Below are 14625 nucleotides of genomic sequence, written 5' to 3'. Positions count from 1 at the left end.
ATACGCGCACTGTCGAAGCGCTTCACAAAGCTTGGAGAGCTGGATGGTCACCCTCGCCGAGGTCGCCCAGCACGCCGGAGTCTCGGCGAGCACGGTGAGCTATGTCCTCAGCGGCAAGCGGTCCATCTCCGCGGGCACCCGGGAGCGGGTCGAGCGGAGCATCCAGGAGCTCGGCTACCACCCGAACGCGGGCGCCCGGGCCCTGGCGAGCAGCCGGTCCAACATCATCGCGCTGATGATTCCGCTCCGTACCGACATGTACGTACCCGTGATGATGGAGATCGCCATCGCGGTGGCGACCAACGCCCGCACCCATGGGTACGACGTGCTGCTACTCACCGGCGAGGAGGGTCCCGACGCGGTACGCCGGGTCACCGGCAGCGGTCTCGCCGACGCGATGATCCTGATGGACGTCGAACTCGACGACGAGCGGCTGCCGTTGCTGCGCCAGACGGACCAGCCGTCCGTGCTCATCGGACTGCCCGCCGACACCTCCGGACTGACCTGCGTCGACCTCGACTTCGGCGCGACGGGCGCGCTGTGCGCCGAGCATCTGGCGATGCTCGGCCACCGTGACATCGCTGTCATCGGCGAGGCGCCCGCGGTCTACGAGCGGCACACCGGCTTCGCCGAGCGCACGCTCGACGGACTCCGGTCCCGCTCACGGGAGTTGGGCCTGCGCGTGCTGCACCGCCCCTGCGAGGGCGGGTACGACGCGATGGCCGTGACGCTCGCCCGGATCCTCGACGAGCGCCCCGGCACCACGGGCTTCGTCGTGCAGAACGAGTCCGCGGTCGAGCCGCTGCTCGCGCTGCTGCGTCAGCAGGGCCGCGCCGTGCCGGAGGACGTGTCGGTGATAGCGATCTGCCCGGACCAGGTCGCCACACAGGCCTCGGTACGGCTGACCTCGGTCGCCATCCCCGCGCAGGAGATGGGCCGGCACGCCGTGGAGCATCTGGTCGCCAAGCTCGAAGGGCGCGGCAAGGACGAAGTCGTGCTGATCGCCCCCGAGTTGACGGTACGGGCGAGCACGGGCCCGGCCCCGGCCGCCTGACCCGACGCGCGCCCGGCCGCGGGGCGCGCACACCACCTCGTACGCCGCCCCCGTCACGGGACGCCACCACCACTTCGAACACCGCCCCGCCACGAGGCACCGCACACCACCCCGAACACCACCCCCGCCACCAGGCACCGCACACCAACGTCGTACGCCCCGCCGCGGGCGCCGTTCACCGAGCCGTACGCCCTCCCGGGGGTCCGGCGCGGATGAGCCACGCACTCGTGCGAGGGCACCCCGCCCTGTCCCGGCCCGCCAGAGCCGCGCCGGGTCACTTCGCCACTCCTTCCCCCAGGAGCAACCCACGTGAATCAGCCTGCCGCACACCAGCCCCAGGTCAGCCTCGCGCAGTCCTCCCCGACCGTTGGCACGTTCCGCGAGCGGGACGGCGCGCTGGAGTGGAGCGGCCGCACGGAGACCGTACGCATCGAGCCCTGGGGCCCGGACGCGGTCCGGGTCCGGGCGCGGCTCGGCGGTCCGGTCCTCGAAGGCCTCCCCGGCGCGCTGCTCGACGAGCCGGAGGCCACCGAGAGCTCCGTCAAACTCCAGGACGGCGAGGGCCAGTTGACCGTCGGCGCGCTGACCGTCCAGGTCAGCGCCGAGGGCCTGATCCGATTCGTGCGGACGGCGGACGGAGCCGAGCTGCTCGCCGAGGAGCGCGCCCACTTCTGGTGGCCGGGCTCACGGCTCTACACCCCGACCGGCAGCGGCCACCACCGCCTGGAGCAGCGGTTCGCCGCGTACGAGGGCGAGAAGCTGTACGGGCTCGGACAGCACCAGCACGGGCTGCTCGACCAGAAGGGCGCGGTCCTGGACCTGATCCAGCGCAACGCCGAGGTGACCATCCCGGTGCTCACCTCCAGCCGCGGCTACACGTTCCTGTGGAACAGCCCGGCCATCGGCCGCGTGGAGCTCGCGGGCAACGGCACCCGCTGGGTCGCCGACTCGGCCCGCCAGCTCGACTACTGGATCACGGCGGGCACCCCGGCCGACGCCCAGCGCCGTTACAGCGCCGCGACCGGCCGTACACCCATGCTGCCCGAGTGGGCGGCCGGCTTCTGGCAGTGCAAGCTGCGCTACCGCACCCAGGACGAACTCCTCGACGTGGCAAGGGAGTACAAGCGCCGAAGCCTGCCCCTGTCGGTCATCGTCTGCGACTTCTTCCACTGGACCCACCTGGGCGAGTGGAGGTTCGACCCGGCGGAGTGGCCGGACCCGGCGGCGATGCAGCGCGAACTCGCCGAGCTCGGCGTCAAGTTGGTCGTATCCGTCTGGCCGTCGGTCTCGCCGCTCTCCGAGAACCACCAGCTCATGGAGCAGCGCGGCTACTTCATCGGCACGGAGTACGGCCCGATGGCGCACGCCGACTGGCCCGACAAGGAGGTCGCGTCCACCGTCCAGGTGGCCTTCTACGACGCGACGAACCCCGAGGCACGCGCGTTCGTCTGGTCGCGCGTGAAGGACAACTACCTGGAGCCGTACGGGATCAAGGCCTTCTGGCTGGACGCCTGTGAGCCGGAGCTGAAGCCGGGCTTCTCGGAGAACCTGCGCTACTACGCGGGCCCCGGCCTGGAGGTGGGCAATCTCTACCCCCGCGAGAACGCCCGCACCTTCTACGAGGGCATGCTGGCCGCCGGTGAGACCGAGGTCGTCACCCTCAACCGCTCGGCGTGGGCGGGCAGTCAGCGCTACGGCGCCGCCCTGTGGTCCGGCGACATCGGCACGGACTTCGCGACCCTGCGCCGCCAGATCGCGGCGGGCCTCAACACGGCGCTGTCCGGCATCCCTTGGTGGAACACCGATATCGGCGGCTTCCACGGCGGCGACCCGGACGACCCGGCGTACCGCGAGGTCATGGTCCGCTGGTTCCAGTTCGGCGCGCTGTCCCCGCTGATGCGCCTGCACGGCTTCCGCGACCCGGGCATGCCGCTCGGCCCCGCCATGACCGGCGGTCCGAACGAGGTCTGGTCGTACGGCGAGGAGGCCGGCGCCGTCCTGGAGAAGTACCTGCGCCTGCGCGAGCGCCTGAAGCCGTACGTGCTGGACGTGATGCGGGAGGCCCACGAGGAGGGCCTGCCGGTGATGCGCCCGCTGTTCCTGGAGTTCCCGGACGACCAGGCGACCTGGTCCGTGGACGACTCGTATCTCTTCGGCCCCGACCTGCTGGTCGCCCCGGTCCTCACGGCGGGCGCGACGGCCCGGACGGCCTACCTCCCGGCGGGCGCCCGCTGGACCGACGCGTGGACCGGCGAGACGTACGAAGGGGGCGCGACCGTGACCGTCGACGCCCCACTGGACCGCATTCCGCTGTTCCTGCGGGACGGTGCGCGGTTGCCCGTGGCCGAATAGCCGAGTGTGGCCGGTCCCCGTGGGGACCGGCCACACTCTTGCGCATGGATCAACTGCTGCTGACCGTCAGGCTGTTGGTGATGAAGTCGAGCCCGCCCGAGGACGAGGTGATCTCGAAGCCGAACTGCACGTCACCGATGGTCTCGTTGCCGAACCAGCCCTTGGTGTCCTTGATCCACTTCAGGATCGGCAGGACGTTCACCGTGCCGGAGCTGGAGTTCGAGGTGCGCACGAACGAGAAGACCTCGTTGGCGCCGTTGTTGCCCTTGTAGACGGTCCAGGTGTGACCGCCCAGCGTCACGTTGCCCTGCGAGGTGCCGAGGGGACCGACGGCTCCGGTCTTGTTGACCCAGAGCATGATCTCGTAGTCGTAGTCGGTGTCCCAGATGTCGTACGAGGTGTTGTAGGCGCCGGAGGACGGGACCGTGACGTTGTAGCTGCTGGAGAGCGAGCCGAGCGAGGTGATCGACTTGTTGATCACCTTCTTGGAGTTGGGGTAGGACTTGATGCCGCCGGTGTTCGGGTGGTTCGCCCACACTCCCCAGCTGGTACCGGAGTTGGCCCAGATGCACTGGCTGCCGGCGCCGGAGCCCCAGATGTTGTTGTAGAGCGTGTAGCCGTTCAGGGTCGTGTTGCCCCACTGGTCGCAGGAGTTCCAGACGGCGGCCTGGGCGGGGGCGGAGGCGAGGCCGATGGTGGCGCCGAGCGCGAGGGCGGGGGCCAGCATCGCCTTGGTGATCCTGCTCAGCGTGCGTGTTGCCATGGGTGTCCCTTCCATGGGTGGGGGGATGGCGCTGCCTACCACGCCCCCAGGGTGAGGACGTGGTCTTCTCCGGCGACGAGGTCGAGCGGTTCGGCGCCGGAGGAAGTCCGGAGTTCGATGCGGTGGGTACGGGCGGGGCGTATGACCGCGGCGGCTTCTCGCGGGCTCCAGGTGAGGTCGATCTCCGCCCCGAACCGTGTGCGGATGCCCCGTAGCCGCCCCGCCGGGTAGGCCGCCGGGAGCGCGGGCAGCAGGACCAGCCGGTCGGGGGTCGACTGGACCAGCGCCTCGATGATCACGGCGGGCAGCGTGTGCGCGGCGTCCGCGTTGTAGACGTGGCGTTTCGGGTAGTGCCCGCTCATCAGGGAGACGTGGAAGAAGTCCCCGGCCAGGACGTTGTCCAGGGCCCTGGCCACTCGGTCGCCGTCCCTCAGCCGGGCCGCCAGCAGGGCGTGGTGGAGGTGGCCGTGCGCGGAGTCGTTCTCGGCGCCGCGCAGTTCGAGCGCGCGATGGGCCGCCGCGGCGAGGTCCGGCGTGTCGTACGGGTTGATCTCGTCGAGCGGCCAGACGCCGTAGAGGTGGCTGAGGTGGCGGTGGTCGTAGGCGTCGTCGAGGCCGGGCCAGGCCCACTCGGCCAGGGCACCCTCGGCGTTGACACGGTGCGGCGGCAGCCGGTCGGCGAGCGCGCGCCAGCGCTCGGCGTCGGGTCCGGGGTGGTAGTCGGCCGCCGTGCGCAGGGCGTGCCGGGCCGCGGAGAGGTCCATGGCGGCGTTGAGGGTGACCCAGCTCGCGTTGGCGGGCCGGTTCTCCGGGGAGTACGACGGCACGATCACGAGGTGGCCGTCGTCGTCGGTCCGGGTGAGGAAGTCCTCGTAGAAGTACGCCACTTCGGCGAGGGCCTCGCCGAGGCGCGGGTCGTGTTCGCCGCGGGTCTCGTCGTGGTCCACCAGCGGCTTGAGCATCCAGTCGGCGCCCGCGGTCCACACATGCAGCGGGTACTCACGACTGAGGTGGTAGATGTGCCCGGACTCGCCGTCGGTGTGCGCGGGGGCCACGACGCCCCGAGTGCCGTAGATCGCCCGGGCGTTGTCGCGCCAGTGGGGCAACTGGCCGTGGATCAGGGCGGCATGGGCCTCGGTGACCTCCGGGAGCGCGGCAGCGGCGGCCGACGCGGTCTGGAGGTTGAGATTGGCGTCCGTGGTGAACGCCCCGGACCAGGCGGTGTCCCAGTCGCCGGTCCACAGTCCGGTCAGCCGCGGCGGCAGCGTCCCGGCTGCGGACAGCAGGTGGTAACGGCCCGCCGCGAAGAGCCGCTCCAGGAGGGCTGGGCTCTTGGGGCGGTGCACCAACTCCGAGCCGGGGAGTGCGCGTTCGGTGGCGTCGGCGTGCAGGTCGAGCGCGGTGCGGAGGTAGGCGGGGCGGTGGAGGGCGGTGTGGCGGACGAGGAGGTGGGTGTACGTGTCTTCGGCTCCGGCGTCGGCTCCGGCTCCGGCTCCGGGCAGCAGGGCGCGCAGCTCGCGCGCCTCCGCCAGTACGTCCAGTTCCCCGGTGTGCCGCCGTACGCGCGTGAGCAGGAGCAGCGAGCGCGCGCCCTCGACGCGAACGCCGGGCAGGGCGGTCCGGGTCCGGCCGCCGGTGACGACGGCGAGCGTCACTCCCGTGTACGCCTTGTCGCTGCCCGGGTAGCGGGCGCGCAGCGTGAGGAGGGCACCCTCGGCGGTGAGGACGGTGCCGTGGCCCACCATCAAGTCCGCCGGAGCGCCCGGCAGTCGGTGGTCGAGGGTCACGTCGACGGTGAGGTCGGCCCCGGTCACGTACTGGACGACGACATCGTCGGCACGTGAGACGAAGACCTCGCTGCGCCGGCTCCCGCACTCGGCACGGACGACGCCGGTCGTGAAGTCGACCTCGCGCCGGTACGAGCGATGCTCCGCGGCCGTGCGGCGCAGTCGCACCTGGAAGGCGGGATGGAACGGCTGCACCCAGAGCAGCGGCCGCCCGTCGGTGAAGTCCTCCCCCGCCGTGACGTCCCCGGCCAGCAACCGGTCCTGTACGTGCGCGAGTCGGTCGGCGAGAGCGGGTGGACGCGCGTCCTCGCTGCCGTTCGGCCGGACCAGGCTGTGATGGTTGACGATGACCCGGTCGTCGTTCGGATCACCGAACACCATGGCGCCATGTGTGCCGTTCCCGCTCAGGAAGGCGTCCTCCCAGCGGGCGGCGGGCTGCGGCTCCCAGGTGCCGTGGACGGGCTCGCTCATGGGGTCGCCTCCAGCACGGCGACGCCATAGCGGCCCAGCTCCACGGTGTCCGCGACGTCGGCACCGGTGAGCAGGTCACGATGGCGTCCGGGCACGGATACGGTGACCCCGTCCCGCCCGTGATTCAGGAGGAACAGCAGCCCGCCACGGCGTACGGCCTCGACCCCGGCGGGCAGGCCGTCGAGGGGCGGCCTCGCACCCGCGTCCGCGGCGATACCGGCCAGCAGGGCGCGCAGCGCCTCGGGCTCGGGAAGCGTGGAGACGTACCATGCCCCGCCCCTGCGCAGCACGGCCGGCAGCCCGTCCAGTTCACCGCCCTTGTACACGGCCTCCGTGACCGCGTCCTCGGCCGGCTCGATCTCCTCGGACCACAGCGTGCCCCGGAAGCCGTCGCACTCGGCGGTCTCCCCCGCGTCCAGCGGCCACCACTCGTGCAGCGTGCGGATGCCGAACAGCTCCCGCAGCCGCGGGTCCATGCCGCCGGGCCGCACCCGGTCGTCCTCGTCGGCGACACCGGTGAGGAAGCCGCAGACGAGGGTGCCCCCTCCTCGTACATACGCGAGGAGGTTGTCGATCGCCGCGTCGGTGAGCAGATACAGCTGCGGTACGACGACCAGCCTGTACGCGGAGAGGTCGTGCTCGGGGTGCGCGAAGGCAGTGGTGAGGTGGGCCTCCCACAGGGCGCGGTGCCAGGCCCGTACGACCTGGGGGTAGTCGACCTCGGAGGAGGGGCGGCCGCCCTGCGCTCCGGCCCACCAGGAGTTCCAGTCGTGCAGGATGGCGATGTCGGAGGGGGGAAGGTGATGGCTCGTCACCTTGCCGCTGATGCTGGCGAGTTCGGCGCCGAGCCGCTTCACCTCCTGGAAGGTGCGCCCGCGCTCCCCGGCGTGGCTGACCATCCCCGAGTGGAACTTCTCCGCGCCCTGCCGGGACTGCCGCCACTGGAAGTAGCAGACGGCGTCGGCGCCGCGGGCCACGGCCTGGAGGGACCAGAGGCGGTTGAGGCCGCGCGGCTTGGGGTGGTTCACGCCGCGCCAGTTGACCGGTCCGGCCGCCTGCTCCATGAGCATCCAGGGGCCGCCTGCGGCCTGGGAGCGCGTCATGTCCTGGATGAGCGCTCCGTTCTGGGCGCCGAAGGGGTCGCGCGGATCCGGATAGATGTCGACGGAGACGACATCCTCCTCGGCGGCCCACCTCCAGGCGTCCTGACCTACCCACATCGGCATGAAGTTGCTGGTGACGGGGATGTGCGGGGTGTGCCGGCGGACGATGTCCCGCTCGGCGACGTAGCACTCCAGGAGCATGTCGGAGGTGTAGCGCTTGAAGTCGAGCAGCTGCGTCGGGTTCTTCAGGTAGTGCGCGTGGCGGGGCGGGAGAACCTCGTGCCAGCCGTCGTAGCCCTGACTCCAGAAGGCCGTGCCCCAGGCCTCGTTGAGCGCCTCGATCGTGCCGTACTTGTCCTGGAGCCAGCGGCGGAAGGTGGCGGCCGCCTCGTCGCCGTAGTCGAAGGTGCAGTACTCGTTGTTGATGTGCCACATCGTGAGGGCGGGGTGGCTGCCGTAGCGGGCAGCCAGGTCCTCGGTGATCGCGGCGGCGTACCGGCGGTAGACGGCACTGGAGTGCGAGAAGTGCTGGCGGCCGCCCCACCACTCGGTGCGCCCCTCCTCGTCCCGGGGCAGCGTCTCGGGGTGGAGACGGCCCATCCAGGGCGGGGGCGAGGAGGTGGGCGTGGCCAGCACGACACCGATGCCGTTCGCGTGCATCAGGTCCATCAGCCGGTCGAGCCAGCCGAACTCCCTTGCTCCGGGGCGTGGTTCGAGCTTCGCCCAGGAGAAGACACCGAGGGTGACGGAGTTGACGCCGGCCTCCTTCATGAGGCGGACGTCGTCGTGCCAGGTCTCCTCGGGCCACTGCTCGGGGTTGTAGTCGCCGCCGAAGAGGATGCGGCCGCGGGTGGCGTCGGTCATGCTCGGCATCAGACGGGCTCTCCGTACTGGATGCCACGCCCGTTGGTGGCGAGGTACACCCGCCCGTAGACGCGCGGATCGCCGACGATCGTCTCGCCGGTCCACCCCCACTGATGCTGGTCGTCGTTGATCCGCACCCAGGTCTTCGCGCCGTCGTCGGAGCGGTAGACGGCGGTGATGGTCTCGGTGGAGCCGACCTGGTAGATCGCCGGGTAGTCGGCACCGTCGGCGGCCTTGCCGAAGCCGAGGGTGTACGAGGCCCAGCAGCTCTCGGCCTTGGAGAAGGTGGCGCCGCCGTCGGTGGACCGGTAGAGGCCGTTCCACTTGGCGGAGAGCCACAGGTCACCGGATCTGCCGGGCGCCGCGACCAGCTTGAACTGGCTGTCACCGGAGGGCAGACCCTCGGCACGCTTGGTGAAGGAGAGGCCACTGTCAGTGCTGGCGAGTAGCGTTCCCGTGTCGGTGTCGTACGCGTAGAAGAGCGTCGGGTCGGCCGGGTCGGCGACCGGCGTGGCGCCCTTCGGGAAGGAGGAGACCTCGGGCCAGGTGACGCCGTTGTCCGCGGAGCGATAGGCGGGGTACTTCGTGCCGTCCCAGTGCACGAAGGTCCACAGCAGCACACTGCCGTCGGCGTTGGTGGCGATCGGCCCCGGTGCGTTCTTGGCGAGGTCGGGCTGGCCCTTGAAGGGCGCCCAGGTCTGCCCGCCGTCGTTGGAGTGGGCGCCGTTGCCGTGGTCGCCCCAGCCGGTACGGACGACGTACGCCGGCTTCTTGGCGGCCTGGGCGAGTCCGGTCGCCGACCCGAAGACGGGGTTGGAGGCCATGCCGCGCGAGGGCGACGCCGTGAGCGACTCGTGGTACATCACACCGATGTCCCCGGACCCGCTGATCAGATGCGCCTCTCCGACCGGGGGCGAAATCAGCTGGCGCGCGGACGCCTCCTCGATGCCACGGATCTGCGGGGCCCAGTTCTTCAGGTCCCGTGTGCCGTAGAGGGTGGCGCCGGTGCCGTAGACGATGTGCTGGGAGTCGTACGGGTCGACGGCGACCGCCTGGATCCACCAGCCGAACTTCGGCTTGTCGGCACCCCACTTGAGGTAAGGAGTCTCGGATACGTCGAAGACAGCAGCGTCCTTGAGGGACGTCCAGGTGCGACCTCCGTCGGTGGTCCGGAAGAGCGTGTCGACGTTCGCCCACCGGTTGTTGGTGGAGACGACGACAGTGCCGGGGCGACGGGCGTCGACGGCCACGCCTCCATACCCGAAGGTGTCGGCGGACCCGTCGGCCGTCGTCCCGCCCGGCTTGACCGGCGTGACGTCCTTCCAGACGCCGGTGGCGGTGCACAGCTTGCGCACGGCACCGTCGGACTGGCCGTTGGGGCCGGGCGCGTTGGCGTACGTGATGTACAGCTCGCGCGTGGAGCGGTCGTACCCGGCGCGGATCGGAACCTTGACGGCAGTGCCGGAGGGCTGGCCGGGGACGGCTTCCCAGGTGGTGCCGTCGGAGGTGCGGTACAGGTTCTTGGTACCGGAGGTCCCGTCGCCGTCGCCCCAGCCGGCGTAGAGGGTACGGCCCGCGGCGACGAGGAAGGTGACGCCCTGCCCGGAGGCACTTGGGCTGCCCGGGAATCCGGTCGCGGCGGCCCAAGTAGCGCCCCGGTCGGTGGACTTGAGCAGCCCGTCGTGCCGGGTACCGAGCCACAGCACATCGCTGTTACGCGGATCGACGAGCAACCGCTCCCCCGCGCCACGCCCGTCCTCGTTGGCGCCGAGCTTCACGGTGAGGTCGGTACGGGTCCAGGTGGCCCCGCGGTCGTCCGAGCGCAGGACGGCGCCGTTGCCCGCCCAGGACTGGGCGTAGGTGCCGAGGGCGAGGTAGACGCGGTTGGGGTGCGCCGGGTCGACGGCGATCGCCTCGACGCCGAGGAGATTCCAGTCGTCCCAGCCCAGATGGTCAGTCAACGGGACCCAGTTGGCGGCGCGTTCGTCCCATCGGTAGGCGCCGCCGATGTCGGTACGGGCGTAGGCGAGACCGCGCACCGAGGGGTGGAAGAGGACGCCGGTGACGAAGCCGGTACCGCCCATGACGGCGTTGCGCCAGCGGTAGGTAGGGGTGACGGCGGACTCGGCGGCATGCGCACGCCCGGAGAGGAGGGGGACGGTGGTGAGCGCGGCGGCAGCCGCGGTCCCAGCTAGAACGGCCCGACGGCTCAGACGGGACGCGAGCATGACATACCTCGTTCTACGAGAGGGGGGAGTGGAGAGACCTAAAGGGGCGCGGGGCTGTATCAATTTGCGGCTCCGCCGCGTGGGCGCGACCAGCCACAAACAACCCGCAGCCGCCGGACAACCGAAGCTCCCCGTTGGGAAGGCTCAGGTCAGCCCTTCACCGCGCCCGTCAGCATGCCCTTCTTGAAGTGCCGCTGGACAAAGGGCGACAGAACAGCAACCGGCAACAGAGCCATGACCATCACAGCCATCTGCACGGCCAACCCCGACAGCTGCCCGGTCTTGATGGCCTGCCCCAGCCCGACCGGAGCCTCCTGCTTCTGCACGAGCTGAATCATGACGTTCTGCAGCGGCATCATGTCCTGGTCGTTGAGATACAGGGACGCGTTGAACCAGGCGCTCCAGTAACCGACGGCGTAGAACAGCGTGATCACCGCGATCACCGCACGGGACAGCGGCATGATGATCTGCCAGAGGATGCGGAAGTCACCGGCGCCGTCGATGCGTGCGCTGTCGACGAGTTCCTGCGAGATCCCCGTGAAGAAGCCACGCAGGACAAGGATGTTGAAGACACTCACCGCACTCGGCAGGATCAGCGCGAGATAGCTGTCCGTCAGGCCGAGGGTCTGCACCAGCAGATAGGTCGGGATGAGGCCGGCGCTGAAGAACATGGTCGCCAGCAGGATCATCAGGATCCAGCGGTGAGCGAGCGACCCCGGGCGGGACAGCCCGTACGCGCACAGCACGGACACGGTCATGGAGAACGCCGTGCCGATCAGGGTGACGAGGATGCTGACGATCGCGGCCCGGGTGACCTGGCCGCCGCTGAGCAGCTCCTTGTAGGCGATGAAGGTGATGCCCTTGGGCACCATCACCAGGCCGCCGACCTCGTCGATGGTCTTGCGCGAGGAGAGGCTGGTGACGACGACGATCCACAGCGGGAAGAGGATCGCCAGGCAGGCCAGCGTCAGGGTGAGCCCCTTGCCCGCGAGGCCGGCCTTGGAGGGCTCCTCCTCCCAGGTGGGCCGGGGCGGGGCCTGCCACCAGCGGGGCGCCTTCTGCCGTACCGGTTCGGTGTCCTGGCGTGGCTCCCACATCACGGACGTCATTTCTTGTACACCCCCTGCTCGCCCATGAGATGGGCCACCTTGTTCGCGGCGAGGACCAGGCCGAGGCTGACGACGCCCTTCACCAGGCCGGCGGCAGCCGCGTAGCTGAAGTCCTGGTTGCGCACGCCGTTCCACCACACGAAGGTGTCGAGGACCTCACCGGCGCCCGGTCCGACGGCGTCGCGTTGCAGCAGGATCTGTTCGAAGCCGACCGTCAGCGCGTCACCGACCCGCAGCACCAGCAGCAGGGCGATCACCGGCCGCAGCGCGGGCAGCGTGACGTGCCACATGCGGCGCCAGCGCCCCGCGCCGTCCATCGCGGCGGCCTCGTAGAGGTCCGGGCTGACCGAGGCCAGCGCAGCGAGGAAGACGATGATCCCCCAGCCGGCGTCCTTCCACACGCTCTGCGCGGTGATCAGCAGCGGGAAGGTGTCCGGGTTGGTCATGATGTTGATGCCGTCGTACCCGTTCTCCCGCAGCAGCTGGGAGAGGACCCCGGCGCCGCCGAAGAGCTGCTGGAACACGGCGATGACCAGCACCCAGGAGAAGAAGTGCGGCAGGTAGAGCACGGCCTGCGCGACCGCCCGCACCCGGGGCCTGACCACGCTGTTGATGAGCAGCGCGACCAGGATCGGGATCGGGAAGAACAGCACGAGCTGGAGGAAGAACAGGATCAGGGTGTTCTGGACGGCGTTCCAGAAGGCCGAGTCCTCGAAGATCCGCTGGAAGTTCTCCAGGCCCACGAAGGGGCTGTTCAGCATGGAGACGACGCCGTTGTCGCTGATGTAGGGGTCGTACTCCTGGAAGGCGATGACGTTGCCGAGGATCGGTATGTAGTTGAACACCAGGACCAGCAGGACGGCCGGCAGCGTCATCAGGAGCAGAACGCGGTCGCGTCTGAACCTGAGCCGCAGGCTGAGCTTGCCCGACGCCTTCTCGTCCCCCGGGCCGGTGGCTCTGCCGGACGCCACCGGAGTCTGTGTCGGGCTCTTCTTCTTCGCCTCGGCCCTGCTGCGAGGCACCGTGCTGTAGGACACGGCGTTCTCCTTGCCTCGAACCCCGGATCAGTTGGCCGCGCTGCCGTTCTCGTCGAGGAGCTTCTTGTACCAGTCCCGCAGCTTGTCGCCGCCCTTGCTCTTCCAGTCGGAGACGGCCTGCTGCATGTCGCTGATCTTCTTGCGACCGCGGATGATGTCGTCCTCGAGCTGCTCGAAGTCGTTGGCGAGGTTGGTGTAGCGGGCGGGCTCGGTGATCTGCAGGCCCCAGAAGGACGACTTCTTGGTGAAGCCGCCCATGCGCTGCTCCCACTCGACCATGGCCTTGGTGTAGTCCGGCAGGTCGGGGTGGGCGGTGGTCGCGGCGGGGCTCGCCACCATGACAAAGGCGTTGATAACCTCGTTGTTGCCCTTGTCGTTCTTGACGGGAATGCCGTCCTTGATCGTGTAGTGCGTGCCCTCGACACCGTAGTTGGTCATCATCCACTCCTTGGTGCCGTACTGCGCCGCGGTGACGTTGGCGACCGCCAGGACGTCGCGGATGACGGACTCGGAGGCCTTCTTGTTGACGAAGGCGAAGATGCCGGCCGGGTTCGCGGCGTACAGCGTCGGGGCACCGCCGTCGTGGCCCCAGATATCCATGCCCCAGACCTTGAAGTCGGGGTTCTGGGTGGCCTGGGAGGCCTGCTGGGCGTACCAGTTGACGATGTTGTTGTTCCAGATCAGGAACTCGCCGGCGGCGAACTTGGGGGCGGGGTCGGTCGCCTGGCTCTTGCCCAGCTTGGCGTCGGGGTGAACGACTCCTGCGGCGAACAGCTTGCGCGTCCACTCGATGGCTTCCAGGTACTCCTGGGTCTCGATGCGGTTGATCAGCTTGCCGTCGACCATGTTCCACCAGAGCGGCTTCTCGCCGCCCCCGAGCACGCCGAAGTTGTTCATCGCGGTCCACTTCATGTCACCGCAGGCCCACCGCTTGGCCCTGGCGTTGGTGATGTCCTTGCACAGGGCCATGAACTCGTCGGCGGACCGCGGGACTTCGTAGCCCTCCTTGTCGAAGATGTCCTTGCGGTAGAGGGGCACGATGGTCGGGACCGACGGGGCGGGCATCGGCAGGCCCATCAGCTTGCCGCCGAAGATGGAGCGCTGCCAGGCGTCGCTGGGGATCGCCGCGAGGTTGGGGTACTCCTTGACCTTGTCCCCGGACAGGTACGGGCCGAGGTCGGCGAACTTGCTGATGATGGCGCTGGGTATCTTGCCCATCATGTTCCAGCCGGGGACGACGACCACGTCCGGGACGTCGCTGGAGGCGAGGACCGCGCCGAGCTTCTGGTCGTAGGTATTGCCGTCCTGGTTCCGCCACTGGACGTCGACGCCGATCAGGTCGTTCATCGACGTGTAGTAGGGGTTGTTCTGCTTCGGCGGCGAACCCCAGAACGGCGACATGATGGTGACCTTGCCGCCCTTGCCGAGCTTCTTCGCGACCGAGGTCTTGAGGGTGTCGACGTCGAGCTTGGCGGTGAAACCCATTGACGACCCGTTCTTGGACGGGATGTCCGGCGTCACCACGTTGCTGGCCACGTAGGCCGGCAGGATCTTCTTGGCGTCCTTGCCCGACGTGGTTCCGTCACGCGAGCCGCTGTCCGAACCGCCGCAGGCGGTGAGCAGCGGCATCCCTCCCGCCACCGCTGCGGCGGCGACCGCCGTGGAGGCGAGGAAGCTTCTCCGGCTGGGGGCGGAGGTGGCGGAGTTCGGCGTCATTGCGTCAACCCTTCATGGCGCACCAGGACACCCGGCGGTGGCCGTCGGCTGCGGTGTCTTGAGTGGAACTGGCTGAGCTGAAGCGGTCCTCGGGGGATTGCGCCCTCTGAGGAGGGCGGTCGATCAGTCGAAGCGCTTCGA

9 protein-coding genes are annotated in these 14625 nt (G+C 69.6%); 2 read left to right on the top strand and 7 right to left on the bottom strand.

Annotation, left to right across the window (positions count from 1 at the left end):
- Window positions 1-43: 43 nt before the first annotated feature.
- Both ACFY0T_RS27580 and ACFY0T_RS27575 read left to right on the top strand, forming a co-directional pair.
- Entirely contained in the window at window positions 44-1054 is a 1011-nt protein-coding gene (locus ACFY0T_RS27580) for a LacI family DNA-binding transcriptional regulator (protein WP_388875845.1), read from the top strand.
- A 309-nt stretch (window positions 1055-1363) separates the two neighbouring features.
- On the top strand, window positions 1364-3406 hold the full coding sequence (locus ACFY0T_RS27575; protein ID WP_388875842.1) for a TIM-barrel domain-containing protein: 2043 nt from the start codon (window positions 1364-1366) through the stop codon (window positions 3404-3406).
- Window positions 3407-3455: 49 nt separating this feature from the next.
- Here the strand turns inward: ACFY0T_RS27575 and ACFY0T_RS27570 are convergent, their stop codons facing one another.
- The 7 genes from ACFY0T_RS27570 to ACFY0T_RS27540 form a co-directional block, all read right to left on the bottom strand.
- Window positions 3456-4169, bottom strand: coding sequence for a hypothetical protein (locus tag ACFY0T_RS27570; RefSeq protein ID WP_388875839.1), 714 nt, complete (start codon window positions 4167-4169; stop codon window positions 3456-3458).
- Window positions 4170-4204: 35 nt separating this feature from the next.
- Complete coding sequence (locus ACFY0T_RS27565; protein WP_388875836.1) at window positions 4205-6427, bottom strand: glycoside hydrolase N-terminal domain-containing protein; 2223 nt, start codon at window positions 6425-6427, stop codon at window positions 4205-4207.
- Window positions 6424-8403, bottom strand: coding sequence for a beta-galactosidase (locus tag ACFY0T_RS27560; protein WP_388875834.1), 1980 nt, complete (start codon window positions 8401-8403; stop codon window positions 6424-6426). Before ACFY0T_RS27560 ends, ACFY0T_RS27565 begins: the two co-directional genes overlap by 4 nt.
- Window positions 8403-10622 (bottom strand): WD40/YVTN/BNR-like repeat-containing protein, encoded by a 2220-nt coding sequence (locus ACFY0T_RS27555; RefSeq protein ID WP_388875831.1) that lies wholly within the window; start codon window positions 10620-10622, stop codon window positions 8403-8405. Before ACFY0T_RS27555 ends, ACFY0T_RS27560 begins: the two co-directional genes overlap by 1 nt.
- 149 nt (window positions 10623-10771) lie before the next feature.
- Window positions 10772-11719 (bottom strand): carbohydrate ABC transporter permease, encoded by a 948-nt coding sequence (locus ACFY0T_RS27550; RefSeq protein ID WP_388875987.1) that lies wholly within the window; start codon window positions 11717-11719, stop codon window positions 10772-10774.
- Between the two features lie 8 nt (window positions 11720-11727).
- Window positions 11728-12768 carry an ABC transporter permease gene (locus ACFY0T_RS27545; RefSeq protein WP_388875829.1) on the bottom strand — a complete coding sequence of 347 codons (1041 nt, stop codon included), beginning with the start codon at window positions 12766-12768 and terminating at the stop codon, window positions 11728-11730.
- Window positions 12769-12795: 27 nt separating this feature from the next.
- Window positions 12796-14484, bottom strand: coding sequence for an extracellular solute-binding protein (locus ACFY0T_RS27540; protein WP_388875826.1), 1689 nt, complete (start codon window positions 14482-14484; stop codon window positions 12796-12798).
- Window positions 14485-14625 lie beyond the last annotated feature (141 nt).

Source organism: Streptomyces sp. NPDC001530, from assembly GCF_042894545.1.
In the GTDB taxonomy this organism is placed as follows: domain Bacteria; phylum Actinomycetota; class Actinomycetes; order Streptomycetales; family Streptomycetaceae; genus Streptomyces.
This window is presented reverse-complemented; position numbering and strand designations above follow the sequence as displayed.

What these genes read in the sequence shown, in the direction of transcription:
- ACFY0T_RS27580 (WP_388875845.1), top strand. Translation starts at nt 44, where the DNA reads ATGGTCACCCTCGCCGAGGTCGCCCAGCACGCCGGAGTCTCGGCGAGC.
- ACFY0T_RS27570 (WP_388875839.1), bottom strand. Translation starts at nt 4,169, where the DNA reads ATGGCAACACGCACGCTGAGCAGGATCACCAAGGCGATGCTGGCCCCC.
- ACFY0T_RS27565 (WP_388875836.1), bottom strand. Translation starts at nt 6,427, where the DNA reads ATGAGCGAGCCCGTCCACGGCACCTGGGAGCCGCAGCCCGCCGCCCGC.
- ACFY0T_RS27560 (WP_388875834.1), bottom strand. Translation starts at nt 8,403, where the DNA reads ATGCCGAGCATGACCGACGCCACCCGCGGCCGCATCCTCTTCGGCGGC.
- ACFY0T_RS27555 (WP_388875831.1), bottom strand. Translation starts at nt 10,622, where the DNA reads ATGCTCGCGTCCCGTCTGAGCCGTCGGGCCGTTCTAGCTGGGACCGCG.
- ACFY0T_RS27550 (WP_388875987.1), bottom strand. Translation starts at nt 11,719, where the DNA reads ATGTGGGAGCCACGCCAGGACACCGAACCGGTACGGCAGAAGGCGCCC.
- ACFY0T_RS27540 (WP_388875826.1), bottom strand. Translation starts at nt 14,484, where the DNA reads ATGACGCCGAACTCCGCCACCTCCGCCCCCAGCCGGAGAAGCTTCCTC.